The organism is Streptomyces sp. CBMA152 (assembly GCF_014596475.1).
Classification (GTDB): domain Bacteria; phylum Actinomycetota; class Actinomycetes; order Streptomycetales; family Streptomycetaceae; genus Streptomyces.
This window is the reverse complement of record NZ_MECJ01000002.1, coordinates 271,292-297,494: the sequence shown is the minus strand read 5'-3', so window position 1 is coordinate 297,494 and position 26,203 is coordinate 271,292. Positions and strand designations below refer to the sequence as shown.

The 26,203-nt window shown below is 70.4% G+C and carries 20 protein-coding genes; 12 read left to right on the top strand and 8 right to left on the bottom strand.

Features of this window, described 5'->3' with window-relative positions; translation table 11 throughout:
- Nucleotides 1–5: 5 nt before the first annotated feature.
- Nucleotides 6–614 (bottom strand): TetR/AcrR family transcriptional regulator, encoded by a 609-nt coding sequence (locus BG418_RS02290; RefSeq protein ID WP_188271925.1) that lies wholly within the window; start codon nucleotides 612–614, stop codon nucleotides 6–8.
- 462 nt (nucleotides 615–1,076) lie between these two features.
- Between BG418_RS02290 and BG418_RS02285 the strand changes: the two genes are divergently transcribed.
- The 3 genes from BG418_RS02285 (at nucleotide 1,077) to ccrA (ending at nucleotide 7,286) form a co-directional block, all read left to right on the top strand.
- On the top strand, nucleotides 1,077–1,826 hold the full coding sequence (locus BG418_RS02285; RefSeq protein ID WP_188271924.1) for a helix-turn-helix transcriptional regulator: 750 nt from the start codon (nucleotides 1,077–1,079) through the stop codon (nucleotides 1,824–1,826).
- 190 nt (nucleotides 1,827–2,016) lie between these two features.
- A complete protein-coding gene (locus BG418_RS02280; protein WP_188271923.1) occupies nucleotides 2,017–6,000 on the top strand; it encodes a type I polyketide synthase in 3,984 nt (1,327 codons plus the stop codon).
- Between the two features lie 59 nt (nucleotides 6,001–6,059).
- On the top strand, nucleotides 6,060–7,286 hold the full coding sequence (gene ccrA / locus BG418_RS02275) for a crotonyl-CoA carboxylase/reductase (RefSeq protein ID WP_223184215.1): 1,227 nt from the start codon (nucleotides 6,060–6,062) through the stop codon (nucleotides 7,284–7,286).
- An 86-nt stretch (nucleotides 7,287–7,372) separates the two neighbouring features.
- Here ccrA and BG418_RS02270 read toward each other — a convergent pair whose 3' ends face one another.
- Together BG418_RS02270 and bla are read right to left on the bottom strand one after the other, a co-directional pair.
- Entirely contained in the window at nucleotides 7,373–8,338 is a 966-nt protein-coding gene (locus BG418_RS02270) for an aldo/keto reductase (protein WP_188272300.1), read from the bottom strand.
- 131 nt (nucleotides 8,339–8,469) lie between these two features.
- A complete protein-coding gene (bla, locus tag BG418_RS02265) occupies nucleotides 8,470–9,393 on the bottom strand; it encodes a class A beta-lactamase (protein ID WP_223184213.1) in 924 nt (307 codons plus the stop codon).
- Between the two features lie 292 nt (nucleotides 9,394–9,685).
- On the opposite strand from bla, the gene BG418_RS02260 reads away from it, so the two are divergent.
- Nucleotides 9,686–10,543 carry an NAD(P)H-binding protein gene (locus tag BG418_RS02260; RefSeq protein ID WP_188271922.1) on the top strand — a complete coding sequence of 286 codons (858 nt, stop codon included), beginning with the start codon at nucleotides 9,686–9,688 and terminating at the stop codon, nucleotides 10,541–10,543.
- A gap of 30 nt (nucleotides 10,544–10,573) precedes the next feature.
- The gene (gene pip, locus BG418_RS02255; RefSeq protein ID WP_188271921.1) at nucleotides 10,574–11,542 is read left to right on the top strand and encodes a prolyl aminopeptidase; all 969 of its coding nucleotides are present in this window, start codon (nucleotides 10,574–10,576) and stop codon (nucleotides 11,540–11,542) included.
- A gap of 18 nt (nucleotides 11,543–11,560) precedes the next feature.
- On the opposite strand, the gene BG418_RS02250 is transcribed toward pip, so the two are convergent.
- Nucleotides 11,561–12,307, bottom strand: a complete 747-nt coding sequence (locus BG418_RS02250; protein WP_188271920.1) for a class I SAM-dependent methyltransferase — start codon at nucleotides 12,305–12,307, stop codon at nucleotides 11,561–11,563.
- A 623-nt stretch (nucleotides 12,308–12,930) separates the two neighbouring features.
- Nucleotides 12,931–13,716, bottom strand: coding sequence for a polysaccharide deacetylase family protein (locus tag BG418_RS02245; RefSeq protein WP_188272298.1), 786 nt, complete (start codon nucleotides 13,714–13,716; stop codon nucleotides 12,931–12,933).
- A gap of 413 nt (nucleotides 13,717–14,129) precedes the next feature.
- On the opposite strand from BG418_RS02245, the gene BG418_RS02240 reads away from it, so the two are divergent.
- Nucleotides 14,130–14,747, top strand: coding sequence for a hypothetical protein (locus tag BG418_RS02240; protein WP_188271919.1), 618 nt, complete (start codon nucleotides 14,130–14,132; stop codon nucleotides 14,745–14,747).
- An 88-nt stretch (nucleotides 14,748–14,835) separates the two neighbouring features.
- Here the strand turns inward: BG418_RS02240 and BG418_RS02235 are convergent, their stop codons facing one another.
- Entirely contained in the window at nucleotides 14,836–15,024 is a 189-nt protein-coding gene (locus tag BG418_RS02235; protein WP_188271918.1) for an antitoxin, read from the bottom strand.
- A gap of 382 nt (nucleotides 15,025–15,406) precedes the next feature.
- Here BG418_RS02235 and BG418_RS02230 point away from each other — a divergent pair, with 382 nt between their 5' ends.
- Nucleotides 15,407–16,543, top strand: coding sequence for an AI-2E family transporter (locus BG418_RS02230; RefSeq protein ID WP_188271917.1), 1,137 nt, complete (start codon nucleotides 15,407–15,409; stop codon nucleotides 16,541–16,543).
- Nucleotides 16,544–16,553: 10 nt separating this feature from the next.
- On the opposite strand, the gene BG418_RS02225 is transcribed toward BG418_RS02230, so the two are convergent.
- Nucleotides 16,554–17,456 carry an aminoglycoside phosphotransferase family protein gene (locus BG418_RS02225; protein ID WP_188271916.1) on the bottom strand — a complete coding sequence of 301 codons (903 nt, stop codon included), beginning with the start codon at nucleotides 17,454–17,456 and terminating at the stop codon, nucleotides 16,554–16,556.
- Between the two features lie 161 nt (nucleotides 17,457–17,617).
- Between BG418_RS02225 and BG418_RS02220 the strand changes: the two genes are divergently transcribed.
- From BG418_RS02220 to BG418_RS02200, 5 genes are all read left to right on the top strand, one after another.
- The gene (locus BG418_RS02220) at nucleotides 17,618–19,567 is read left to right on the top strand and encodes a serine/threonine-protein kinase (RefSeq protein ID WP_317453467.1); all 1,950 of its coding nucleotides are present in this window, start codon (nucleotides 17,618–17,620) and stop codon (nucleotides 19,565–19,567) included.
- A gap of 141 nt (nucleotides 19,568–19,708) precedes the next feature.
- A complete protein-coding gene (locus tag BG418_RS02215) occupies nucleotides 19,709–21,457 on the top strand; it encodes a glycosyltransferase family 2 protein (RefSeq protein WP_188271914.1) in 1,749 nt (582 codons plus the stop codon).
- Nucleotides 21,454–22,569: a glycosyl hydrolase gene (locus BG418_RS02210; RefSeq protein ID WP_188271913.1), complete on the top strand. Its 1,116-nt coding sequence runs from the start codon at nucleotides 21,454–21,456 to the stop codon at nucleotides 22,567–22,569. The genes BG418_RS02215 and BG418_RS02210 overlap by 4 nt, the downstream gene beginning before the upstream one ends.
- A gap of 61 nt (nucleotides 22,570–22,630) precedes the next feature.
- On the top strand, nucleotides 22,631–23,731 hold the full coding sequence (locus tag BG418_RS02205; RefSeq protein WP_188271912.1) for an NAD(P)/FAD-dependent oxidoreductase: 1,101 nt from the start codon (nucleotides 22,631–22,633) through the stop codon (nucleotides 23,729–23,731).
- Between the two features lie 63 nt (nucleotides 23,732–23,794).
- Nucleotides 23,795–25,114 (top strand): hypothetical protein, encoded by a 1,320-nt coding sequence (locus tag BG418_RS02200; RefSeq protein ID WP_188271911.1) that lies wholly within the window; start codon nucleotides 23,795–23,797, stop codon nucleotides 25,112–25,114.
- A 9-nt stretch (nucleotides 25,115–25,123) separates the two neighbouring features.
- On the opposite strand, the gene BG418_RS02195 is transcribed toward BG418_RS02200, so the two are convergent.
- Nucleotides 25,124–26,161 (bottom strand): enoyl-CoA hydratase/isomerase family protein, encoded by a 1,038-nt coding sequence (locus tag BG418_RS02195; RefSeq protein WP_398997281.1) that lies wholly within the window; start codon nucleotides 26,159–26,161, stop codon nucleotides 25,124–25,126.
- Between the last annotated feature and the right edge of the window lie 42 nt (nucleotides 26,162–26,203).

The following is a 26,203-nucleotide window of genomic DNA, read 5'->3' as shown; positions in this document are numbered from 1 at the left end:
GTGGGCTACGGATCGATCCGTACGCGCCGCAGCGCCTGCCGTACGGAGTCCAGCGCGGAGGCGTCGGAGCCGCTGGTCACCCAGTGCTCGAAGGCCAGCCGGGTGGTGGTGAGGGCGAGGGTGGCCGCCAGGCGCGGATAGAGGTCGCGCTCGGCGTCGGTGCCGGTGCGCCGGGCAATCTCGGCGGCGAGGGCTGCCGCCATGGTCGTCTCGAACCGCATCTGTTCGGCGGCGAGTTGTGAGTGGGCGAGGGTGAGGCGGGCGCGCAGGACGATGCCGGGTTCGACTGCGGGTGACTCCCCGAGCGCACTGGTGAGCGCATGGGTGAGCGCGTCCCACAGCGGCTCCTCGGGCGGCCGCCCCCGCAGCGCCACCCTGACCCGCTCGGCCCGGTCGGCGCCCGTGGCCATCACGGCCTCCTCCTTGCTGGAGAAGTAGTTGTTGAACGTACGGGCCGACACCCCGGCCGCGGCCGCGATGTCCTCGACGCGGACGGCCTCCCAGCCGCGTTCCGAGGCGAGCCGCAGCGCCGCGAGGCTCAGCGCGGTGCGGGTCGCCTGCTTCTTGCGCTCGCGCAGCCCCGGCCCGGGGGCGTTGTGCTGTGCAGTGCCCATGGCCGGGCAGCGTACAGAAGTTGCGTGCCCCGCAAGAATTCGGACCACGCAAAAAGCGTCAGATCCGAACCACTGGCCGCGGTCCGGCCGTTCACGCCACCGGGCCTGCCGCAGGGGTCACCGAACCGGCGGTAACCGTTGCCCCACCGGGCCGGTCCGATGGTGGCCGGGGAGCGCGGGCGCGGGCCCGACCTGCCCTCCCTGTGGGCCGCGTCACCGAGCGCAGCACCATGCGACTGGCCGGATGTCAACCCCCGTGCAGTGGTCACGCGTTGACTATGTATCGCTACGAACTGTAGCGTTACTCAGCGGTAGGGTGGTGATCACAGAGAGGCGCGTGTTTTTCAGGGGCATGAAATGGTGGGCGCCGCGCATCGCTACCCGGATTTTCCCCTCACTCCCTCGTCGCTGCGAGCACGGCTGCCTTTTCGGACGCGATACTGCAAACTCGATGAGGCATGCATGCGTAATTCCAACTCCCTCTGTGATGAAGTGCTGTCGCAGATGCGGCCGTTGATCGAATCCGTCGTCAACGATGTACAGATCCGCGCACTCGAAGATTCGACGCTCGCCGTCATAGACGACAGAAGTGTCGCCGCCAACACACTGGAATCCCTGGTGGAGCGGGCCGAGCATTCGGTGACCATGCTCGTACCGAATTCAGAGGACGCGTTACCCGTGGTCGGCGCCGCGTTACGCGGACTGGCCGCCCGGCGCCCGCGCGATATCCGCGTACGGATTCTCGCGGCGCCCGACCTGGCCGGGGACGACCGGCTGGCCCGACTGGGCGCGATCGTCGAGGGCGTGGAGATCCGGCTGGCCGCCGCCGACGTGCGGCAGGCCGCCTTGGTCGTGGACCGGCAGGTCGCGCTGGTGCGCTCGCCCGGCGTGGTCACCCCCGGCGCCGAGGCCTCCATCATCCGCGCCCCCGGCGTGGTCAGGGCGCTCCACGACCTCATGATGACCGCGTGGCACCGGGCCGCCCCGCTCGCCAAGTACCAGCAACTCCAGGAATATCTCAGCAGCGACTGCGGAACGAGGATTCTGCAGATGCTCGGCGACGGCTGCACGGACGAAGCGGCCGCCCGGGAACTGGACATGTCGGTGCGGACCTACCGCAGACGAGTCGCGGACATCATGCGCCTGCTCGGCGCGCGTTCCCGATTCCAGGCCGGACTCCACGCAGCCCGCATGGGCTTGTTGCAGGCGTAAGTCCACAGCCGTTTCCTCCACGTTACGTGTAGGCAGCAACCTGCCACTGATGACATCAATTCACCGGGCACTCTGGCAATTTGCTGACGGGATGTTGAACATTCCCGGCCGTTATTGCGAGAGTCGAATCCGATCCCGCGCAGCCGACTGCCGTGCGGTCTGCCCGACTTAAGGAAGTCACGTACACATCATGGGTCAAGACACCCCGGTGCGGCCCGCACCGATAGCGATCGTGGGAATGGCCTGCCGGGTCCCCGGCGCCGACGGCCCGGACGCTTTCTGGCAGCTCCTGATGGACGAGGTCTGCTCGGTCGAGGACGTTCCGCCGGTCAGGTTCGGGCGGCAGTACGAGATTCCCGGGGCCCGTGTCCGCTCCGCGCTCCTCAAGGACGTGGACCGGTTCGACGCCGAGTACTTCGGGATCTCCCCCCGGGAAGCGGCGGGCATGGACCCGCAGCAGCGGCTCTTCATGGAGACCGTCTGGGAGGCCCTTGAGGATGCCGGGCAGGACCCCGCCGAGCTCGCGGGGACCCGTACCGGCGTCTATGCGGGCACCACCAATGTCCACTACTGGGATCTCCAGCAGAGCGTGGGCTGGCCCGACATCCACGCCTCGCTCGGCGCCGGTTCGCGCTCCACCACGACGGGCCGCGTCTCGTTCGCCCTGGACATCGCCGGGCCCGGACTCTCGGTCGACACCGCCTGCTCGTCCTCCCTCACCGCCATCGCGCTCGCCTGCCAGAGCCTCCAGGCCGGCGAGTCCACCCTGGCCATCGCGGGCGGCTCGCAGCTGCTGCTCGCCAACACCGAGAACCACGGGTTCGTCGACGCCAACGTCTTCTCGGAGAACTGCCGCTTCGGCGACGCCGCCGCCGACGGGTTCGTCTTCAGTGAAGGCGTCGGCGTGGTCCTGCTCAAGCCGCTGGACCGGGCGATCGCCGACGGCGACCCCATCCGCGCGGTGATCCGGGGCTGGGGGATGAACAACGACGGCGCGGGCAGCGACACCATGATGAGCCCCGCCCTGAGCGGCCAGCGCCAGATGCTCCAACTCGCCTACGAGCACGCCGGGATCGCCCTCTCCGACGTCGACTACATCGAGGCCCACGGCACCGGCACCCGCGCGGGCGACCCGGTCGAACTCGGCGCGATCGCCGCCGCGTTCACCGGCCACCGCACGGACCGGCCGCTGCTCGTCGGCTCGGTGAAGAGCAATATCGGCCACACCGGCTCCGCCGCCGGCGTGCTCGGGCTGATCAAGATCGCCCTTGCCCTCAAGCACCGCACCATCCCGCGCAGCCTCCATGTCACCGAACGCACCTCCACGGTCGACTGGGACGGCGCGGGTCTCGACATCCCGCGCCTCGGCGCCGTACCCCTCGACGTACAAGGGCGCCCGCTGGCCGCCGGGGTGAGCGGATTCGGCGTGTCCGGCACCAACGTGCACCTCGTCCTGACCGAGGCCGAGCCCGACGAAGGCGGCGTCCGCCGTCCGGCCGCCACCGAGACCGGCGCCGAGCACCTGCTCACCCTCTCCGCCGCCTCCCCCGAAGCCCTGCGGCAGCGCGTCCAGGACCTGGCGCACCACCTCGCCCCGGGCGGCGCGGGCCGCAGCGCCGAGCTCGCGGACCTCTGCCACACCGCCGCCACTCGGCGCCCGCACCTCGACTGCCGCCTCTCGGTCGTCGGCGACAGCCACGACGCACTCGCCGAGCGCCTGCGCGACACCCTGGCCGAGGACGGCCACACGGGCTACGCGGGCCGCCCGCAGATCGCCTTCGTCTTCTCCGGCCACGGCTCCCAGTGGATCGGCATGGGCCGTGAACTCATGGACGTCTCACCGGCGTTCAGCGCGGCGCTGATCCGCTGCGACGAGGCCGTACGCGCCGAGACCGGCTGGTCCGTCATCGACAGGCTCAGCGACGGCAGCGACCTGATCGGCGAGACCGTGGCCATCGTGCACCCGGTGCTCTGGGCGATCCAGGTCTCGCTCGCCGAGACCTGGCGGGCCTGGGGCGTCGAACCCGACGTGGTCATCGGGCACAGCATGGGCGAATCGGCCGCCGCCTGCGTCGCGGGCGCGCTCAGCCTCGCGGATGCCGCGGCCGTGGTCTGCCGCCGGGCCCGGCTGATCCGCGACCGCGTCGCCGGGAGCGGCACGATGTCGGTGGCCGCGCTCGCCGCCGCCGACGCCGAACAGCTCATCGCCGAGCTCGCCGTCGATGTCTCGGTCGCGGCCAGCAACGGCCCGCGCACCACCGTCCTCGCCGGGGAGATCGAGGGCATCGAGAAGATCAAGGCCGAGCTGGACAGCCGCGATGTCTTCTGCCGTGTCATGAAGGCCGAAGCCGCCTCGCACTGCGCCCACATGGACCCGCTGCTCGATGAACTCGCGGCGGAACTACGGGAGATCGAGCCGCGCGCCGGACGCATCCCGCTGCGCTCCACGGTCACCGGTGAGCTGGAGGACGGGACCGGGCTCGACGCCTCGTACTGGACCCGCAACATCCGTGGCCGCGTCCACTTCCACGAGGCCGTGCTCAGCACCGCGCTCCAGAGTGAGACGGTGTTCATCGAGATCAGCCCGCACCCGGTGCTGTCGGGCGCGGTGCAGGACTCCCTCGACGACGCCGCCCTGCCCGGCACCGCCATCGGCTCCCTCCTCCGCGAGGAACCGGAACGCCGCACCCTGCTGACCCATCTGGGCAAGGTGTACGAGACGGGCGCCCGCGTCGACTTCAACGGGCTGTACGGCGGCGGCCGTGCCGTACCGCTGCCGACGTATCCGTGGCAGCGGGAGAGCTACTGGGTGGAGGACCTGGAGTCACTGCCGCAGTCCCATGAGTTCCGGCTGGACGCGGCGGGGTCGCCGTTCCTGCCGGAGAGCGCCGACGGCGGTCCGGCCGTGGTGCACGGGCCGGAGTTCGTGGAGGTCGCCAGGGCCGCCGCCGCCCTGACCTCGGGCAGCGAGTCGGTGCTGCTCACCGGGGTGGACATCGAGGAGGCGCTGCTCGTACGGCCCGGCGAGGCGCACACCCTGCGGGTCGTCCTCACCCCGGCCGCGACCGACGGGAGCTGGGAGTTCGAGGTCACGAGCCGACCCGGCGACGGCGACTGGACGCGGCGTGCCGGTGGAACCGCCACGGTGCTGCCCGACGGGACCCCGGCCGGGCACGAACCGCTCGACCAGATCCTGGCGCGCTGCCCGGACCGGCTGGATCCCGACACGTTCTACCGCCGCACGGCCGGGGCCGGTGCGCTGCGGCGCGTACTGGACGAGATCTGGCTCGGGCAGGGCGAGGCCGTCGCGCGACTGCACCGGCCCGCCTCGATGGAGCCCCGCACGGGTCACCCGGTCCACCCCGATCTGGTGCGGTCGGCCTACCAGCCGGCCCTGGCGCTGCTCCCCGATCCCTCGCTCCTCACGCCGAACCTCACCGGGTTCACGGTGTACGGCCCGGCGACGGACGAGCTGTGGACCGCGTGCCGGATCACCGAGGCCGCCGACGGCGAACTCGCCCTGGACATCGCCCTGTTCGACGACGAACGCCGTGTCGTCGCCGAGGCCAAGGGCATGCCGATACGTCGCCGCACCGGCGAACAGAACGAGGAAGACAAGGTGAACGCGACCATGACGGCCGAGCACGCGCGAGCGGCGGAACCGGGCGAGGTGCACGGCCTGGGCCAGGGCATCGAACTCACCGGCGAGCTGCGCCTGACCGACCCCTCCAGTGGCTTCGTGATCGAGCTGCGCGGCAGCCTGCGGATCGCGGCGAACGCAGCCGGTACGGCACGTGGGGTGGAGGCCGCGACGCCGGTCGCCGCACCCGTCCGTACCGCCGCGCCCGTCGCGGCACCCGCCCCCGTCGCGGCAGCACAGGCCCAGCCCCACCCCGCACCGCAAGCCACACCCCAGCCCGCCACGAACCGCACCGTCACCGAACGCGTCGCGGAGCACGTCGCCGCCGTCCTCAAGATGCGCGTCGCCCGGCTCGATGTGAACAAGCGGTTCAGCCAGCTCGGCATGGACTCGCTCATGGCCACCGAGCTGCGCAAGCGGCTGGAGAAGGACCTCGGCGTCGCCCTGCCCATGACCCGGCTGGTGAAGGAGACCACGACCGCGTCACTGGCCCGGGAGCTCGAAGTGGAACTCGGAGCGGACACCGTCGCTTGACGACCCCCGCGACACCCCCTGCTCGACAGCAACGACAGAAACACCAGGTGGAGGAAGAGTTGACCAAGGACCTGTACGACATCGGACAGATGCCCCCGCTGGGCGAGGTGCCCTCGCGTATGCACGCGTCGGTCATCCGCCCGGACCGCTACGGTCCGCCGGAGCAGGGCTTCGCCATGGAGGTCGTGGACACGCCGCGCGTCGGCCGGGGCCAGGTGCTCGTCTATGTGATGGCCGCGGGCATCAACTACAACAACGTCTGGGCGTCCCTCGGCTACCCGTACGACGTCATCGCCGGGCGGCAGAAGCGCGGCGAGCCCGAGGACTTCCACATCGGCGGCTCCGAGGGGTCCGGCATAGTCTGGGCCGTCGGCGAGGGCGTGAGCTGTGTGAAGGTCGGCGACGAGGTGATGCTCTCGGGCTGCACCTGGGACGAGACCGCCCAGGACATCCGGATGGGCGCCGACCCGATGACCTCCGCCACCCAGAACGCCTGGGGGTATGAGACCAACTACGGCTCGTTCGCGCAGTACGCGCTCGTCGACGACTACCAGTGCCACCCCAAGCCGGCCAACCTCACCTGGGAGGAGGCGGCCTGCTTCCTGCTGACGGGCGCGACCGCCTACCGGCAGCTGTGCGGCTGGGCCCCGCACACCGTGGAGCCCGGGGACCCGGTGCTGATCTGGGGCGGCGCCGGTGGCCTCGGCTCGATGGCGATCCAGATCACCCGCATCCGCGGCGGTGTGCCCATCGCCGTGGTCTCCGACGAGGAGCGCGGCAAGCACTGTCTGGAGCTCGGCGCGGAAGGGTTCATCAACCGCAACGAGTTCGACCACTGGGGCCGGCTGCCGGACACCACGGACAGCGCGGCCATGGGCAAGTGGATGAAGGGTGTCCGCGCCTTCGGCACCAAGTTCTGGGACGTCCTCGGCGAGCGCCGGGCGCCGAAGATCGTGCTGGAGCACAGCGGCCAGAACACCATCCCCACCTCCATGTACCTGTGCGACACGGCGGGCATGGTGGTCATCTGCGGTGGCACCAGCGGCTACAACGGCGATGTGGACCTGCGGTTCCTGTGGATGCGTCAGAAGCGCCTCCAGGGCTCGCACTTCGCGAACATCCGCCAGTGCCGACAGGTCATCGAGCTCGCCGCCAGCAAGAAGCTCGACCCGTGTCTGTCCTGGGTCGGCGACTTCGAGGAGACCGGCCTCGCACACCAGCTGATGTACGAGAACAAGCACCCGTCCGGCAACATGGCCGTACGTGTCAACGCGTTGAGCGCCTGACCCGTAGGCGTTACGGAACCGGGCCGGTCGGGGGCATCGTGGCGACGACGATGCCCCCGACCGGCCCTCTCCCGTCAACTACCCCATCAGGAGTAGAAGTTGCGCTCCCACCGGTGCTTGGCCAGCACGGCGAGTTGGTCGGTGGTGAGCGGACGCCCGTCGCTGAGGGCGGTGTTGCGCTCGACGTTGTGGACGCTGCGCATACCGGGGATGACGGTGGAGACCGCCGGTGAACTCAGGACGAACCGCAGCGCGTACTCGGCGATCTGATCGGTCTCGATACCGAGGTCGTCGACGATCGCGGCCACCCGCCGCTCGATCTGCGCCGGGCGGTCACCACGGAAGTAGCGGTGGCGCCAGTCGCCGTCGGGGAACGTCGTGTCGGCGGTGATCCGGCCGGTGAGACCGCCCTCGTCCAGCGCCACGCGCACGATGACACCCACGCCATGCTCCTCGCAGGCGGGCAGCAACGCGTCGGCGGGCGCCTGGTCGAAGACGTTGTAGATGACCTGCACGCTGTCCACGACGCCGCTGCGCACGAGCGCGAGCGCGCTGTCGGGCTCATGGTCGTTGATGGAGACACCGAACAGACGGATCTTGCCCTCATGCTTCAGCTCGGCGATGGTCTCCAACCAGTCGCCGCGCCCCATCCAGTCGTCGCTCCAGACATGGAACTGCAGGGCGTCGAAGTGGTCCAGGCCACTGGCCCGCAGACTGGTCTCCAGGCTGGTACGGATGTGCTCACCCGGAAACGCCTCGGCCGGGTCGATACCGGCGGGCGCGGGCCACACACGGTTCTTCGGCGGCACCTTGGTGGCGACCAACACCTCGTCCCCCGCCCGCTCACGCACCACGCGCCCGATGATCCGCTCGCTCTCGCCATAACCACGAGCTGTGTCGATGAGGTTCACGCCGAGGTCGATGGCGCGGTGCAGGGCGCGTACGGACTCGTCCTCCGTCGCACCCACCCAACTGGACTCACCGATGCCCCAGGCGCCGTAACCGATCTCGGACACGGACAACCCACTGCGGCCCAGCTCGCGGTAGCGCACCATCAACCTCCACGTCGTCGTCCCCGGCCGACTGAGGTGTCCGCCGGAAATCACGCTGACGATAGGCGAGTTCGACGCCGCAGTCAGCTGGATTTATTCGGCGGCCCGGTCGCGTCGACCGCTGCCGAAGCTCAGCTCAGCGCCGCCGCCAGCACGGACGCCGTCTTGGCGACCAGAGGGTTGTCGGCGGGCGCGTCCTGGGCGGGCTTGGTGGTCAGGACGGCCAGAACAACCGGTGGGCGGCCGGGAGGCCAGGCGATACCGACGTTGTTGGTGACGCCATAACTGCCTCCCCCGGTCTTGTCGGCGACCCTCCAGTCGGCGGGCAGACCGGCGCGGAAGCGTTCACCGCTGGTGGTGTTGGCGAGCAGCCAGTCGGTGAGCAACCGGCGGTCGCGGTGGCCGAGCGCGTCACCGAGGACGAGGCGGGCATACGTCCGTCCGATGGCCCGGGGCGTGGTGGTGTCCGTCTCTCGCCATGGCTCCGCCGAGTTCAGTTCGGGCTCCCAGCGGTCGAGGCGGGTGACCTGATCGCCGATAGAACGGCAGAAACGTGTGACGGCGGTAGGCCCGCCCAGTTCACGCAACAGGAGGTTGGCGGCGGTGTTGTCGCTGTAGGTGATGGCGTACTCGCACAGCTCGGCCACCGTCATACCGCGAGCGAGATTCTCGGGTTTGCCGGTGATCGGCGCGTAGCCGGACTCCTTCACGTCCTGCGCGGTGTAACGGATGCGGCGGGCCAGGAACTCGCCCTTGCGGTCCAGGTCCCGCAGGACCGCCGCCGCGCCGAGGGTCTTGAACACCGAGCACATCGGGAAGCGCTCGTCCGCCCGGTACACCACCGTGCGTCCCGTGGCGGTGTCATGCACGTACACACCGAGGCGCGCACCATGCTCCCGCTCCAGGGCGCGCAGCTGCCGGGTGACACGGTCGCCGGTCGCGGGCGAGACAGCACGGGCCGGGGCGGCCACGGCCACGGCGGCGAGCGCCGCCCCGGCCCCGGTCGCCAACACGGTCCGCCGACTCGCACGGGCTCCGATGGGTCGCACAGTCATGTCCTTTCGTTCGTTCGTAAGAAGGCGTTCGTACGGTGGGACATCTGCCATGACGTCACTTTCGGCCCGATTGGTTGCATTGGTTGCATAAGTTGCATTGGACCCGGCTGGTTTCCGTGGCCCCCACCACCACTCGTCCAGCGTGGTCAAGAAGGCGTAACAGGTCGTACTGCGGCAGACGACGGCGTAGGACCCGCTGCTGGGACTACGTTGTCCGAGGCTGCCGGGGGCAGTTGGTCCTGCGTGAAGGCTGCTGAGGGTCGGGGAGTACGCCGACCCGGGGAGGACGACCATGACCACGCTCGTGATCGGGGCCCGCGGAAGTGTCGGGCGGCATGTGCTGGATCAGCTCGTCGAGGCGGGCGAGCCGGTACGCGCTTCGGCTCGCCATCCCGAGTCGGCGGATCTGCCGCCCGGCGTGCCGGTGGTCGCGGCCGATCTGACCCGCCCGCAGACGCTGGCGCCCGCGCTGGACGGGGTGCGGAAGGTTTTCCTGTACGTCACCTCGCGGGGCATCGCGGACTTCGCGGAGGCAGCTCGCGCGGCGGGTGTAGAGCATGTGGTGCTCCTGTCGTCCGGAAGCGTGCTCCTGCCGTACGCGCAGGCCAACGCGATCTCGCTGGCGCACCGGGCGGCCGAGCGGGTGCTCGCCGCCGCCGGGTTGCGCTGGACCCCGATCCGTCCGCTCGTCTTCGCCGGCAACGCGCTGACCTGGGCGTACTCGATCCGCAAAGAGGGCGTGGCCCGGCTGCTGCACCCGGACGCGGTGACCGCGCCGATCCATGAGCGGGACATCGCGCAGGTCGCGGTCGCGGCGCTGACCGGCCATCGGTCCGAGGACGGGGCGGGCGGCCTCGGCGATCTCAGTGACCTTCTGACCGGCGAGGAGCTGCTGTCGCAGCGCCGTCAGGTCGAGCTGATCGGTGAGGCCGCGGGGCGGCCCATCCGGATCGAGGAGCTCACCGAGGCGCAGGCGCTGGACGACTTCGAGCGGTTCGGGTCACGGGAGACGGCGGCCGCGGTCGTGGAGTTCATCACCGCCGCCACCGAGGGCGGGTCCCCGGCGACGGATACCGTACGACGGGTGCTCGGCCGTCCACCGCTGTCGTTCGCCCGGTGGGCCGCCGACCATGCGGCCGCCTTCGTCTGAGGGACCTGGGATGTCTGAAAGGAAGTTGACGTGGTCGAGTCGCATCCGCCGATCGAGCCGTACGACAAGGGGATGCTCGATGTCGGCGACGGCAACCTCGTGTACTGGGAAATGTGCGGCAACCCGGACGGCAAGCCCGCGCTCGTCGTCCACGGCGGGCCAGGGTCGGGGTGCGGCATCGGGGCGCGGCGATACTTCGACCCGGACCGGTATCGGGTCGTCCTGTTCGACCAGCGCGGCTGCGGCCGCAGCACCCCGCACGCGAGCGACCCGACGACCGACATGCGGCACAACACCACCGCACACCTCATCGCCGACATGGAGCGGCTGCGGGACCACCTGGGCATCGAGCGCTGGCTGCTGCACGGCGGCTCCTGGGGATCGACGCTGATCCTGGCGTACGCCGAACAGCATCCCAGCCGCGTGTCCGAAATCGTCATCTCCAGTGTCACCACGACCCGGCGCTCGGAGATCGACTGGCTGTATCGCGGAGTGGGCCGGTACTTTCCCGAGCAGTGGGAGCGCTTTCTCGCCGGAGCCCCCGGCACCCCACGCGACGGCGACATCGTCGCCGCCTACGCCCGGCTCGCGGAACACCCCGACGCCGAGGTGCGGGAGAAGGCCACGGCCGACTGGTGCGCCTGGGAGGACGCGGTCCTGTCGGGCGAGACGAACGGCGCCACGAACCCGTACGGCGACCGCCCCGCGACGGCCCAACTCGCCCTCGTACGCATCTGCTCCCACTACTTCTCCCACGGCGCCTGGCTGGACGAAGGCGCGCTGCTGCGCGAGGCCCACCGGCTGACCGGCATCCCCGGGGTCCTGATCCACGGCCGCCTCGACATGGGCGGACCGCTCGACACGGCATGGGAGCTCCAACGCACTTGGCCGGACGCGGAGTTGATCGTCGTCGAGGACGCGGGGCACCTGGGCGGCGAGACGACGAGGGGGTATGTTCTCCGGGCGCTCGACCGGTTCGCGGTGGGTGGTGACTCCTGAGCCGATCGCTCGCGGGCCTCACGCGGTGGGCTTCTCCCACACCGAGACGTGGCGTCGGCTCTCGCCCGTGAACGGCGTACGTGACCACCCCTCCCAGCGGTCGCGCAGCCTCAGCCCGGCGAGCCGCGCCATCAGATCCAGTTCGGACGGCCACACGTAGCGGAACGGCAGGGAGCGGTGCTCGGCGTGGCCGTCGACGATCGTGACGTAGTGGGAGCTCATCGCCTGCGTGACCACGTCGAACGTGTCGAACGCCCACTGCGTGTCGCTGATGCGGAACGGCACGGCGGTCTGCCCCGGCGGCAACCGGCGCAGCTCCGGCACGCTGACCTCGACGACGAAGCAGCCGCCGGGCCGCAGATGGTCGGCGGCGTTGCGGAAGCAGTCCACCTGGGCGTCCTGCGTGGTCAGGTTGTTGATGGTGTTGAAGACGAGGTAGGCGACCGCGAACGTGCCCGCCCCCGCCACCCGCGTCGTCGCGAAGTCGCCGATCGTCACGCCGATGCCGTCGTTTCCCGGCTTGGCACGCAGCTGGTCCACCATGGCCCGGGACATGTCGATACCGGACACCGGGATGCCGCGCGCGGCCAGCGGTAGCGCGATCCGCCCGGTGCCGATGCCGAGTTCGAGCGCCGGTCCGTCCCCGGCGAGCTCGGCCAACAGATCGACCGCCGGTTCCACGGCGTCCGGGCGGAACATGTCCGCCTCGGTCTGGTCATACGCGGCCGCGACCTCGCCGCCGAAGTATCCGTCGTCACTATGCATCCGGGGACGGTACCGCTCACGACCAAAGGGGCGCGCGTGATTTTCGCGGGGCCGTGACGCCTCAACTCCCGTGGTGTGTAAGGCCAGTTAGCCAACCCGCTCATGAGGCGCCGAAACGGTTCCGCGAACCTACAGGGCGCGGGGCCGTGACATCATGCGGCTCCGCCGCGTGGGCGCGACCAGCCCCACGGTCCGCAGCCGAACCACCGCTCCAGCGCGGCGCGGCGGCTCAGCCCCGACCGAAGAAATCGGGGCCGTCGCCCCCGGCACGCCAGGAGTCGACAACCCACGCCCCACTCTGCCGAGGCACCTCCCGCCCCAGCGACAGCCACAGCCGCACCACCGCCTCGTACACCGGAGTCCCCTCCATCCGGGGCCCCGGCCGCGACCCGGGCCCCGGTGTGAGCCCGCCTGTTGGCCCGGAAGGGGCCCGCGGGGTGGTCAAGACCTGCCAGTCCAGCGTCCGCGTCCATCCCACTGCATTGTTCATGCCATGTCCAACGCGACGCTTCCGTCGCCGGAGAACATTACTTTCGGCCACAGCGGGGCGAGTTCCCCGGCCACGACGCACCCCGTGCCCCCTCCACCTCACACGGGGTGCCGTACCGCAGTGTCCCCTCCCGTCAGGGCTGGGTCCGCACCGGGAAACTGGTGGGGTGGCCCTGCTCCTTGAGCCACGGAAGGATCTGTTCCATCGCCGCGACGGTCTGGTGGCGGTCGCCACCGCCGTCGTGGAACAGGATCGTGGGACCGTTCGTGAGCTCCCGGTGCACGTTGTTGACGATCACGCCCGTTCCCGGCTTCTCGAAGTCCTTCGTATCCACGTTCCAGCCAAGCGGCCGCATCCCGGCCCCTGCCGCGATGCGCCGGCTGTCCGGGGTGAAGGCGCCGCCCGGGGCGCGGTAGTACTCCACCTTCGCTCCCCCGGCGGCGTCCTCGATCATCTTCTTCGCGGCCAGGATCTCCTGCTGCTGGTAGGCCACGGGCTTCTTGTCCATCGAGGTGTTGTGGGTCATGGTGTGGTCGCACAGCCGGTGGCCCTCCGCGACCACCTGCTTCACCAGTTCCGGGTACTGCCTGGCCTGCGGGCCGATCATGCAGAACACCGCCTTGACCTGGTTCTCCTTCAGAACCCGCAGGATCTTGGGCGTCCACTTCGGGTCCGGCCCGTCGTCGATGGTGATGTTCACGGCCTGCCCGCCCGACTCGGCCGCGTGCGCGATGGTTTGCGGAACCGTCACCTCCGGACGCTCCGAACCCTCGCGTACGGAACCCTGGTTACCGGCCGCGCCCCCGCGCGCAGCACTGTCGTGCCCGGACCCGGTCAACAGCGTCGCGCCCCACACAGCCCCCGTGAGCGCCACCACCGAGGCCCCGACCGCTATGCCCACGGCGTACTTCTTCTTCATCTTCGTCTTCAGTTCGCTCAGTGCCACGAACGTCCACTCCCCGCTGACGTCGATCCGCCTCTCCCGGAAGTGAGGACGATATGCGCAGCCTGTACGGTTCACCCAATTCGCAATTAACACGGGCCATACGGACCCTGTCAGGATCCGGCCCGACTCCTCACGGAACGTGGCGCGCGGGGGTATGTGCCGGACGATGGCCATGGTGAAGAGTGACCTCTAGTGGGCCTCACCATCGATCACTTGGGGGACACATGGGCGCCGCCCGTGCGTTACGGATATCCGGGCTCTGCCTAGCCGCGTTGTCGGTGGTGGCGGGCACGTCGGCGTGCACCGGGGGCGGTGCGGCGAAGGACAGTGACGCACAGGCACTGCGGAAGGCGGTGCAACCTCTTCGTGCGGCCGGATCGTTTCGTATGGTGGGCAGTCTGCGAGCGGCCGACGGGTCGAGCACGCCGGTGGACGCCCGAGTGGATACGCACGGCAACTGCACGGGGCGGCTGGGGCGGGCCGAGAGCATCATGATGGGTGAACGGGTCTGGACGCACTGGGATGACGCCGCGGTGCCCGACGCGCTCGCCGCTCTGCACGGCGGCCCGCTCGACGAGGTGATCGATCCCGTGGCGGACCCGCGGTCGGACCCGGCGTGGCGGGCCGCCCGGCTGCTGCGCGGGGCGTACCTGGTGACCGATCTGCCCGGTGCGAAGCCGGAGGTGGAGGGCCTCGCCCCGGTCTGTCGGGCGGGTCGCCTGCTGGCAGAGGCCGGGAACGGTGACGGAACTGTCAACGCCGGGCCCGTGGTGGAGCGTGACGGGGCGCGCGTACGCTCGTTGGTTCAGGTCAACGGGCCTGTCACCGTTCGGGTTTACGTGTCGGCGCACGGCAAGCCCGTACTGCGGGGCGCGGAGTATTCGGTCGACGGTGGGCGAGCCGTCTCGGTGCGGTTCAGCGAGCTGGGAAAGCCTGTCTCCGCCACCCCGCCCGTGACCTTTCCCGTCATCCCGTCCCGTCAGCTGCTGGATCTGCTCGGATAGGCACGGGCGCGCGGGCGGACGTCAGCAGTCGGCGCACGCCGAACGGGCCCGGCTCTGTGCGAGCCGGGCCCATGCGACGGTGGCGCCGCTACGACTGTGGGGGCTGGTCCTGGTCCCTGCCGAGTTGTTCCTTGAGCTTGTCCTGGGCGGTGTCGACCTGGCTGCTGTACTTGCTCTGGGTCTTCTCGTCGACGAAGTCACCCGCCTTGTCGATGCCCTGTCCCGCCTGGTCCTCGTGACCCTTCAACATCTGCTTGAGCTTGTCCATCACGGACATGGCCATCCTCCTTGCGTACTGCCCCCGCCTACAGAGTCCCCACTGGGCTCGTGAAGTGCATCTCGGAGCGCCGAGAGGAGCGCGGGCACAGCCACGGCCGACGCCCCGCAGCCGGTTGCCCGGCCCGATTCCGGGAACGATTTCCTACCTGTCTACGGGAGCCGGGCCCGCCCGCGCCATAGGCCATACGAGTGAATGAGGCCGTCCCGCACGCCGGGCATGGAGTCCGCGCATCGGGATACTGGGAACAACGGGCACGAGAGGACCCACGGCTCCAGGACAGCCACGACAGCGCCACCACGGAACACCGACGAGAGGCAGGCACGCATGAGGGCCACTCGCTCCGCCGCCTCGGCCGACCCCGGTGGACGGGGGCACCACGATGTCCTCCCCCCGGCCTGACGACCCCGACGGACGAGACCCCGCCGAGGGCTCCGCCGACGCGTCCGCACCGGCGAGCCCCCACAGTCCCGCTCTCCGTCCGGCCGCGGCGCACGGCACGTCCTGGTTCAAGGTCGGCTTCGGCCTGGGCCTGGGCGGCACCCTGGCCTGGCTCACCACCCAGACGCTGGTCCAGCTCAGCAATCTGCTGACGCTCCTGCTGCTCGCCATGTTCCTGGCCATCGCGCTGGACCCCGTCGTCACCTGGCTGACCGGCCACCGGCTGCCGCGCGGACTGGCCGTCGCCGTCGTACTGGTTCTGGTGCTCGCGGTCCTGGCGGGGTTCCTCGCCCTGGTCATCCCGCCGGTGAGCAACGAGATCAATGCCCTGACCAAGTCGATCCCCGGGTGGCTGAAGCAGCTGCACGACCACCACTCCACGCTGGGCAGGCTGGAGGATCGTTTCCATCTGCTGGACAAGGCCAACCAGCGGCTCTCGTCCGGCGGGACGTCCGGGCTGGTGGGCGGGCTGCTCGGGGCGGGGAAGGCCGTGATCAGCGCCGTGGCCTCCACCGTGATCGTCGTCGTGGTGGCGGTGTACATGATGGCGTTCCTGCCGGCGCTCAAACAGTTCTGCCTGCGCTTCGTCGCCTTCGACCGGCGTGAGCACGTACGGGCCATGACCGAGGAGATCCTGTCGCGCACGGGCCGCTACATGCTCGGCAACGTCGCCACCTCCGCGATCGCCGGTCTCGCCACCTTCCTGTGGTGCGAGGGGACCGGGGTGCGCTATGCCGCCGCGCTGGGCGTCTTCGTCGCCCTGATGGACCTCGTCCCCATCGTCGGGTCCACGATCGGCGGCATCGTCGTCAGTCTCATCGCCCTGTCCGTCTCGCTGCCGGTCGCCATCGCCACGGCCGGCTTCTACACCGCCTTCCGGCTCGCCGAGGACTACCTCATCGTGCCCAAGGTGATGAAGTTCGCGGTGAACGTCCACCCGCTGGTCACGGTCGTCGGCGTACTGATCGGCGGCGCACTCCTGGGCATCATCGGCGCACTCGTCGCCATCCCGGCCGCCGTCGCCATCGGCCTCATCCTCGACGAGTACGTCTTCACCAAGACCGACGCGCCCCGCTGAGAGCCCCGAGTCAGGCGGCTTCCGCCAGCACCGCCCGGATCACGTGCCGGGCGTTGCGTGCCATCGACGGGTTGGTCGTGCGGTAGTACGGCAGCGCGACCAGCGCCTGCGAGAGCGTCCGCCCCCGGCCACGACGCCACATCGCGTCGTCCACGTCCAGCGCTTCGCGGAAGACCCGCCGCGCATCGGGAGGCAGCAGGTTCCACGCCGGGAACAGATCACAGGCCGGGTCGCCGACCCCCATGCACCCGAAGTCGATCACCGACGTCAATCTGCCGCCGTCCACCAGCAGATTGCCCGGCATCAGATCGGCATGCAGCCACACCGGCGGGCCGTCCCAGCCCGGCGCCGCCAGCGCGTCCTCCCACACAGCGGCCACGGCATCGCAGTCGACGCCCTCCTCCGGGATCCCGCGCAGTTCCTCGATCGCAGCCCGGGTCGACGCGTCGAGCGAATCCAACGGCCCGCCACGGTGGGCGCACGGCGCCCCGGGCAGCGTGACGCTCCACATCGCCGTCACGAACTCGGCCAGATCCTTCGCCAACAGCACCGGCTCGCTCAGCGCCCCCTCCTCCGGGTTCTCCCCCGCCAGCCACCGGTACACCGACCACGGCCACGGATACCCCTCGGCGGGCTCCCCGGCCCCCAGCACCTCGGGCACGGCCGTGGGCAGCAAGGGCGCGAGCCGCGGCAGCCACTTCCGCTCCATCGACACATCCGCAGCCCCACCCTGCACCAAGGGCAGTCGTACGACCATGTCCTCGCCCAGCCGGAACATGGCGTTGACCGTGCCACCGGAGGGAATCCGCTTCACCATCAGCCCCGTCCATTGCGGGAATTGACTATCTATCAGCTCGCGTACGAGTTCGTCGTCGATGGGACGCAGATCCGGATCCAGCTGCCCTGTGCTCATGGGCGTCATCCGATCCCCCCACTCCGACGCACGTCAAGCGCGTTTCCCCGCGGCGCCCGGCCTGGCTTCGCTACGCTTCTACGGCAAGCGAGTTGGTGATTCGTCCAGGACGTGACCCGGGGGGCGCCTTGGAGCCGTTGGGGCCTGACGATCCCGTCGCCGTGGGACCGTACCGAGTGGTGGCCCAGTTGGGCAGTGGGGGCATGGGCCGTGTCTACCTCGGGTATTCGCCGAGCGGTCGACGGGTCGCGATCAAGGTCATCCGTCCCGAGTACGTACAGGAACCCGCGTTCCGGCAGCGCTTCGTGCGCGAGGTGATGGCCTCCCGGGCCGTGGGCGGGTTCTTCACGGCCGGGGTGGTCGACGCGGACCCCGAGGGGCGTCAGCCGTGGCTCGCGACCGCCTACATTCCCGGGCCCTCGCTCCAGCAAGCAGTGCAGAAGTGCGGACCGTTCCCCGAGCGGTCGGTACGGGCGCTGGGGGCCGCACTGGTGGAGGCGCTGACCGCGATTCACGGTGCCTCCCTGATCCACCGGGACCTCAAGCCCGCGAACGTGCTCCTGGCCGAAGACGGGCCCCGCGTCATCGACTTCGGGATCTCCCGGCTCGCCGAGCACAGCGGACTCACCCTCACCGGAACCACCATCGGCTCTCCTGGGTACATGTCGCCCGAGCAGATCCAGGGGCACGCGATCGAGCCCTCGTCGGACGTCTTCTCGCTCGGTTCGGTCCTGGCGTTCGCCGCGACGGGCGCCGGGCCCTTCGGGGAAGTGTCGGTGGCGGCGCTACTGTTCCGCGTGGTGCACGAGGAGCCCGATCTGGGAGCGATTCCGGCCGGGTTGCGCCAGCTGATCGGCTGGTGCCTGGCGAAGAAGCCCGCCGACCGGCCGACCCTGGCGGCTCTGATGCCCGCTCTGACCGGCGGCCGGTCGCCGGTGGAACTGCTCTCGGCCGGGTGGCTGCCGACGACCTGGCAGAGCGCGGAGGTCCCGGTCCCGGACCGGGTGACGCCGCCCGCACCCCCCTACACCCCTGCGCTCCCACCAGCGCCGTTGCCCGAGCGGCCGGTCAGTCGGCGCCGACTGCTGTACGGCGCTGCGGGAGTCGTGGCCGCCGGTGGGGTGGCCGCTGCCACGTGGGCCCTCACACACGGGAGCAAGTCGGCCACCTCGGGAACGCCGCGCTGGCGGTTCACGACCACCGGCACCGTACTGTCGTATCCCAGAGTCGCCGGCGATCTGGTCTACGCGGCGAGCAACGACGGCACGCTGTATGCGCTCGCCGTCGCCGACGGGACGCGCCGCTGGTCGTACACGACCGGCGCGGCCATCGGCTCCGCACCCACCGTGCTTGGCGGCAGCGTCTACCTCGGCGGTGACGACCGTACGCTCTACGCCTTCGACGCACTGTCGGGCAAGGTCCGCTGGCGGTTCGTCACGGGAGGCATCGTCCACACCCCCGTCGTGACGGGAGGCGTCGCGTACGTGGGCAGCGCGGATCACCGCCTGTACGCCGTGGACAGCGCCGACGGAAACCGCAGATGGGCCTTCACCGCGGACAACGACACCCACTCCCCCGCCGTCTCGGGCGACACGGTGTACGTGGGCAGCAGTGACACCAACCTCTACGCGGTGAACGCGAACAACGGTGACAAGCGGTGGGCCTTCACCACCAAGGGGGCCGTGTCCGGCATACCCTGCACCGCGAGCGGCCTCGTCTACTTCGGCAGCACCGACGGAAACCTGTACGCCGTCGACGCGGGCACCGGAAAGCAGGTATGGCGATTCGAGGGGGCCTCGGTCGGCTCCAACCCCACGATCGCCACGGGTGTGGTGTACGTGGGCGGTGGGAGGACACTGCACGCACTGGACGCCCAAACCGGCAAGCCCGCCTGGGAGTTCACCGCCGCCGGAGACGTGCACTCACCGGTCACGGCGGGATCCGTGGTGTACGTGGGCAGCGACGACACCAAGCTCTACGCACTGCGCTCCACCACCGGAGAGCAGCTGTGGGCCTTCTCCGCCTCCGCCCCCGTGCACTCACCGGCCGTCACACAGGACACGGTGTACTTCGGCGGCGACGACAGCACCCTGTACGCCGTTCGTATCTGAGCCCCGTCCGAGCCCTCTCACATCCGAGCGGGTGGTATCCGAGAACGGCGGGAACCGGGCGGCCGACGCCGCTGTCCTTCACTCACAACAGGTAGTGGCCTGTTCACAGCGGAGTGACGCTGGTTGCCACTAAGGGGGGACATGTCCAGAGATGCATCCCGGCCCGATCGGCGCGCCGAGAGGAGGGATCGCCGCAACGCGTCGGCCGTCGAAGCCTATGTCCGCGCCGCCCGGGCCTGCGGCCCGCTGGCCAACCCGGGCCGGGAGGTCGCGTACTGCCCCGTACTGCGCCTGGACCAGCGGGTGTTGCTCACGGCGGTGACCGCCGCCACCGCGCTCGCCGACATCGTGTTCATCGGCTGGCTGCTGCTGCCCGAACATGTGCCCGGACCCGGGGTGACCGGGCTCGGGGGCTGCGGGCTGTGTCTGGCCCGGGTCGGGTTCTGTCTGGTGATCGGGGTCGAGACGATCAAAGTCGTGCAGGCGGCGGCCATTTGGGTGTTCGCCTTCCGGGCGAAGGACCCCATCCCCATGGTCCCGCCGTCCGGACTGCGCGTCGCCATGCTCACCACCATCGTGCCGTCGAAGGAGCCGCTGGCCGTCGTCCAGCGGACCCTGCGGGCCATGCTGGAGGTGGAGCGCTGGAACTGCACCGTCGACGTCTGGATCCTGGACGAGGGCGACGATCCGGCCGTACGGCAGATGGCGGCGCGGCTCGGCGTGCACCACTTCAGCCGCAAGGGCCGACCGGAGTACAACCAGCCGTCCGGCCCGTTCCGCGCCCGCACCAAGTCGGGCAACCACAACGCCTGGCGCGCCGAGCACGAGAACGACTACGACGTGGTCGCCCAGATGGACCCCGACCATGTGCCGCTCCCCTGCTTCCTGGAGCGGACGCTCGGCTACTTCCACGCCCCCGACACCGCGTTCGTCGTCGCCCCGCAGGTGTACGGCAACGCGTACGACAACTGGGTCTCGCACGGCGCCTCGGTGCAGCAGTACCTGTTCAGCAGCATGGTCGAGCGCGGCGGCAACGGTCTGGACGCGCCGCTGCTCATCGGCACCAACCACCTCTACCGTGTCACCGCGTGGCAGAAGATCGGCGGCTATCAGGACTCCATCATCGAGGACCACCTCACGAGCATGCGGGTGCACGGCACGGTCAACCCCGCCACCGGGAACGGCTGGAAGGGTGTCTACACCCCCGATGTGGTGGCGATCGGTGAAGGCCCGACGACCTGGACCGACTACTTCAACCAGCAGCGCCGCTGGGCGTACGGCGTCTGGGAGATCACCCTCAACTCCCGGCTGCGGGAGGGCATTCAACTGCGGCCCGGGCAGCGGCTGTTGTACGGCCTGGTGCAGTTCTACTACCCGAGCGTCGCCATGAGTCTGGGCCTCGGCACCCTGGCCACCGCTCTGTACATGCTGCTCGGGGTCTCCTCCATCCAACTGCCGGGTCTCCCCTGGTTCCTGCTGTGGTCGGCGGGGATGGGCGGCTCGTTCGCGCTGTGGCTGTGGCTGCGGCGGTTCAACCTCGCCGAACACGAGCGACGGGAGATCGGTATCGCGGGCATCCTGCTCTCGCTCTTCGCCGGACCCGTCTACATCGACGCGGCGGCGAACGCCCTGCTGCGCCGACCGCTGGCGTATGTCGTCACCGCCAAGGGCGAGTTGCGCAGCTCGGAGTCGCTGCGCACGTTCCGCCTGCACCTGTTGTGGGCGCTCATGGCCGGGGCTCTGCTCACGGCCAGTTTCCTGCACCACCACGACTACACCGCGATGCGGATGTGGACACTGCTCGGCCTCGCGGCCGGTTCGGCCCCGCCGCTGCTCGCACTGGTCCAGGGCCTCTCCACCCGGCTGCGCACCGCGAGGGCCGAACGGTGAAGATCACGGCACCACGGCTGCTCGCGCTGCTCGGTGCCGTACTGCTGACCTGGTACACCTTCACGCTGGCACCGGACCTGGCGGACCGCGACCGCCGCGCGGCCGCCGCACGCGCCGACGCCGTACTGCCCCCGACGACCGTACTGCCCGACGACCGACACCCCGCCGCACAGCAACCCACCACCGCCTCCTTCCCCGCCACCGGAAAGGCGTTCATCGGCGTCTTCACCTCGGCGGGCACCCATGACTTCACGGAGGCCGCCGAGTTCGCCCGGCAGACGGGGCACCATCCGCAGGTGTACGAGTTCTCGGCCGACTGGAAGAGCGACCACTTCGACGCCGGGGCGATCAACCGTGTCGCCGAGCGGGGCATGCTCCCGATGATCGCCTGGGAACCCTGGGACCACACGGCCGAGGCCAAGGAGCCCAGGCTGCGCGGCGAACAACCCACATACCGTCTCTCCCACATCATCGACGGTTCCTTCGACGCGTACGTACGGTCCTGGGCTCAGGGCATCAAGTCGCTCCACTACCCCGTGGCCATCCGCTTCGCCCATGAGATGAACGGCTACTGGTACCCGTGGTGCGAGCAGTCCAACGGCAACGGCGCCGGTGAGTACGTGCAGGCCTGGCGCCATGTCCACCGGATCTTCGACGCGGTGGGCGCGCGCAACGCGGTGTGGGTGTGGAGCCCCAACATCAGTTACGCCAACTCCACACCGCTGGCCGGGCTTTACCCCGGGGACGCGTATGTGGACTGGGTGGGTCTGTCCGGCTACTACGGCACGGTGGGCAAGGAGAACTACCAGTCGTTCGACCGGCTGTTCAACCCGTCTCGGACGGAGCTGCGGCGCTTCACCCGTAAGCCGCTCGTCATCACCGAGGTCGGCGCCACCGACGCGGCCGGGCGGAAGGCCGAGTGGATCACCGATATGTTCCGCACGCTGCCCCGGCGGCGCGACATCATCGGGGTCATCTGGTACCAGGCGGTGAAGGAGATCGACTGGCGGGTGGGGACGTCGACCGCGTCCTCGGCCGCGTTCACCGCCGGTGCGTCGGCCGGCCGGTACCAGCAGCGGTGGGAGCCGGGGGTGCCGCTGCGCCGTCGTTGATGCCCTTGCCGAATCAGCAACAAAAATGGCGGGCCCGGCAGGCAGGGCGCACGGTGTTTCCATGACTGCGAACAGGGATTCCGTAGAAGCGTCCGAGGAAGTATCCGGAGAGCTGGACGTCGTGGTGATCGGCGGGGGCGTCGCCGGGTTGTCGGGGGCGCTGACGCTCGCGCGTGCCCGCCGTTCCGTGGTGGTCGTCGACTCCGGCGAACCGCGCAACGCCCCCGCTGCGGAGGCCCACGGTCTGCTGTCCCGCGACGGTGTGGCCCCGCTTGAGCTGCTGCGCCTCGGCCGGGAGGAGGTCGCCGGATACGGCGGCCGGATCATCGCCGACCGGGCGGTCTCGGCCCGGCGGGTGGCGGGCGGCTTCGTCGTCAGCACCGCGAGCGGGCGTGAGCTGCGGGCACGGCGGCTCCTGGTGACGACGGGGCTGGTCGACGAGCTGCCCGAGGTACCGGGGTTGCGGGAGCGGTGGGGGCGCGATGTGCTCCACTGCCCGTACTGCCACGGCTGGGAGTTCCGCGACGCGCCGATCGGCGTACTGGGCGGCCGGCCCGCCTCCCTGCATCAGACGTTGCTGCTGCGGCAGTGGTCGTCGCGGGTCACGTTGTTCCTGCCCGCCGGTGCGGCCCTGGCCGAGAAGGACTCGGAGCGCCTGGCGGCACGCGGGATCACGGTCGTCGAGGACGCGGTGACCGCCCTGGACGTGGTGGCGGACCGGCTGGCCGGGGTGCGGCTGTCCTCGGGGCGGCGCGTGGCGGTGGAGGCGCTGGTGGTGGCGCCGCGGTTGGTGGCGCGCGGCGAGGTGCTGTCCGGCCTCGGGCTCGTCCCGGTGGAACACCCCATGGCCACGGGTACGTATGTGGCCTCGGATGCCACGGGGCTGACCGAGGTGGCCGGGGTGTGGGTGGCGGGCAACGTCACCGAGTTGATGGCGACTCTCCCGCTCGCCCAGGCGGCCGGTGTGCAGGCGGCGATGGCGATCAACGCGGATCTGGTGCACGCGGACACCGAGGCCGCCGTGGCACACCGCAGGTCAACCGCCTTGGCCGACACCTTCAGCGCGGCGAACGAGGCCGAGGTCTGCGCACGCGCTGCGGCCGGACACCGTCATGACCTCGACTCGGTGCTGGAGCACGAAGGGAAGGGGGAGCGACGGTAGGGACGGCAGCGGCATCCGCGAAACGGTTTGAGATCACACTCCGTCATCGGCGATGATCTGCGGATGTTCTCGCGCAAGAAGACCCGTCCGAAGTCCGCCCAGCTCGTCGAGGCCTGGGAGTGCATGGACTCAGGTGACGTCCCCGGTGCCCTGCGGCTGCTGAGGGCGGGTGCCGAAACCCTGCCGCTGGGTGAAGTGGCGCTCGTGGTCGGGCGGGCCGCCGAGGCGGCCGGGTTCGACGACCTGCGCAAGGCCGCCAAGAAGCTGGCAGCGGGCCCCGAGTCGGCGGAGGCGCAGTACGCGTTCGGCTACGCATGCGTCGAGCGCGGGCTCTCCTACCTCGCGGTCCCCGCCCTGCGCGAGGCACTGCGGCAGCGCCCGGGTGCGCTCGCGGTGGTGCGTGAGCTGGTGGCCGCGTACGAGCGCGAGGGCCGCCACGGCGAGGCCGTCGAGGTACTGGCGCGGCACGAGAGCGGTTTCTCCGACTGGCCGGACCGCTATCTGCTGGCCTACAACGCCCTCATGTCGGGCGACCTGGACCTGGCGAACCGTCACCACGCCCTGCTGCCGGACCCGCAGGACGAGATGTGGATACCCACGCGCGACCGCCAGCGCCGGATGCTGGACCGGGCCGCCGAGGCCGCGCGCGTGAGCCCGCTGGACACGCAGGATCTGCGCGGCTGGCAGTACGTGATGGGCGGCACGGTCCTCGGCACCCTGTCCCCGTTCGGCTTCGAGGCGGCGATGACCGGCCGGTACGCCTGGTTGCAGGACTCCCACGACCAGTGCCTGCGGGGTCTGCTGCGGCTGAAGACGCTGCTGGAGTCGGCCGAGGTGCGGCCGGGTTCGGTGTCGCTGCTGCCCGACCGGGGCAGCCAGATCCTCGGCCTGGCCGCCGCCGACGTACTCGGTCTGCCGGCGCAGCCCTTCGAAGCGGGGCGCGAGAACACCGTGGTGATCGCGTACGACCTCAACGAGCTGGGCGAGACGGACGAGGGACCCGAAATCCTCGGGCAGCTCTTCGAGCGCGTACCCGGACAGGTGCTGCACGAGCACGCGAGCAACTGGACCGACCCTCCGGTGATCACCGCCGACAGCGTCGCCCTGCTGCACCAGATGGTGATGGCGCCCTGGGACGAGCAGCTGCACGCGGACGAGGACGGCGAGATGGACCCGGCACCGGCCGACGACCGCCCGGCCGCGCGGATCGCCGCCGAGATCGTGGGCGCCGACCCGACGCCGGAAGAGGGCGACGGCGAGACGCCCGCGGACCCGGACGACCGGTTCGCGGAGTTCGCCGAGGCCGTCCGCGGGACCTGGCTCCGGGGCGACCGGGCCCAGCTCAACTCGTCCGGCCCGGTGCCCAGTTCCCAGTTCGACTGAGTACGGGCTTCAGGCGGCCGGCGCGGCGAAGAAGCGGGCCACGTCCTCCTCGGTGACCTCGGCGAGGGTGGCCGGGGACCAGCGGGGGGTGCGGTCCTTGTCGATGACCTGGGCCCGGATGCCCTCCACCAGGTCGGGGCAGCTGAGTGCCGCGCACGAGACGTGGTACTCCTGCTCCAACACCCGCTCCAGAGAACCGAGTTGGCGCGCGCGGCGCACCGCCGCCAGCGTGACCTTCAAGGCGGTCGGGGACTTGGCGGACAGCGTGACGGCCGCCTGCTTGGCGGCCGGGTCGCCGTGTGCGAGCAGCCGCTCCACGATCTCCTCGACCGTGTCGGCCGCGTAGCAGTCGTCGATCCACGCCCGGTGCGCCGCCAGTTCACCGGGCGGCGCCTCGGCGGCATACCGGGAGAGGACGTCGTCGACGGGCGACATGGTCAGGTCCGCCAGCAGTGCGTCGAGCCGCTCGGACGGTACGAAGTGGTCGGCCAGGCCGCACAGCATCGCGTCCGCCGCGCCGACGGCCTCACCGGTCAGCGCCAGATGCGTGCCCAGCTCACCGGGTGCGCGCCCGAGCAGATACGTACCGCCGACGTCGGGGACGAAGCCGATGCCGGTCTCGGGCATGGCCACTCGGGAACGCTCGGTGACGACACGTACGCTCCCGTGCGCGGACACCCCCACCCCGCCGCCCATCACGATGCCGTCCATCAGGGCCACATACGGCTTGGGGTAGCGGGCGATCAGGGCGTTGAGCCGGTACTCGTCGCGCCAGAACTCCGCCGAGGCGGAACCACCGGCGCGGGCGTCCTCGTAGATGGCGCGGATGTCCCCGCCCGCGCACAGCCCGCGCTCACCGGCCCCGGTCAGCACCACCGCCGCCACGGCGGGGGCGCTCTCCCACGCGAGCAGCGCCTCCTCGATGCGGAGCACCATGGTGTGGCTGAGCGCGTTGAGCGCGCGCGGGCGGTTGAGGACCAACCGCCCGATACGGCCCTCCGTGCGGACGAGGACCGGTTCTTCTGTGCGGGTCGTAGTGTTCGTCACAACGGTGATCGTAAAGGCAATGCCCATCGGCGGGTGCGTGCG

What these genes read in the sequence shown, in the direction of transcription:
- BG418_RS02290 (WP_188271925.1), bottom strand. Translation starts at nt 614, where the DNA reads ATGGGCACTGCACAGCACAACGCCCCCGGGCCGGGGCTGCGCGAGCGC.
- BG418_RS02285 (WP_188271924.1), top strand. Translation starts at nt 1,077, where the DNA reads ATGCGTAATTCCAACTCCCTCTGTGATGAAGTGCTGTCGCAGATGCGG.
- BG418_RS02280 (WP_188271923.1), top strand. Translation starts at nt 2,017, where the DNA reads ATGGGTCAAGACACCCCGGTGCGGCCCGCACCGATAGCGATCGTGGGA.
- bla (WP_223184213.1), bottom strand. Translation starts at nt 9,393, where the DNA reads ATGACTGTGCGACCCATCGGAGCCCGTGCGAGTCGGCGGACCGTGTTG.
- BG418_RS02260 (WP_188271922.1), top strand. Translation starts at nt 9,686, where the DNA reads ATGACCACGCTCGTGATCGGGGCCCGCGGAAGTGTCGGGCGGCATGTG.
- BG418_RS02250 (WP_188271920.1), bottom strand. Translation starts at nt 12,307, where the DNA reads ATGCATAGTGACGACGGATACTTCGGCGGCGAGGTCGCGGCCGCGTAT.
- BG418_RS02245 (WP_188272298.1), bottom strand. Translation starts at nt 13,716, where the DNA reads ATGAAGAAGAAGTACGCCGTGGGCATAGCGGTCGGGGCCTCGGTGGTG.
- BG418_RS02240 (WP_188271919.1), top strand. Translation starts at nt 14,130, where the DNA reads ATGGTGGGCAGTCTGCGAGCGGCCGACGGGTCGAGCACGCCGGTGGAC.
- BG418_RS02235 (WP_188271918.1), bottom strand. Translation starts at nt 15,024, where the DNA reads ATGTCCGTGATGGACAAGCTCAAGCAGATGTTGAAGGGTCACGAGGAC.
- BG418_RS02230 (WP_188271917.1), top strand. Translation starts at nt 15,407, where the DNA reads ATGTCCTCCCCCCGGCCTGACGACCCCGACGGACGAGACCCCGCCGAG.
- BG418_RS02225 (WP_188271916.1), bottom strand. Translation starts at nt 17,456, where the DNA reads ATGAGCACAGGGCAGCTGGATCCGGATCTGCGTCCCATCGACGACGAA.
- BG418_RS02215 (WP_188271914.1), top strand. Translation starts at nt 19,709, where the DNA reads ATGTCCAGAGATGCATCCCGGCCCGATCGGCGCGCCGAGAGGAGGGAT.
- BG418_RS02205 (WP_188271912.1), top strand. Translation starts at nt 22,631, where the DNA reads ATGACTGCGAACAGGGATTCCGTAGAAGCGTCCGAGGAAGTATCCGGA.
- BG418_RS02200 (WP_188271911.1), top strand. Translation starts at nt 23,795, where the DNA reads ATGTTCTCGCGCAAGAAGACCCGTCCGAAGTCCGCCCAGCTCGTCGAG.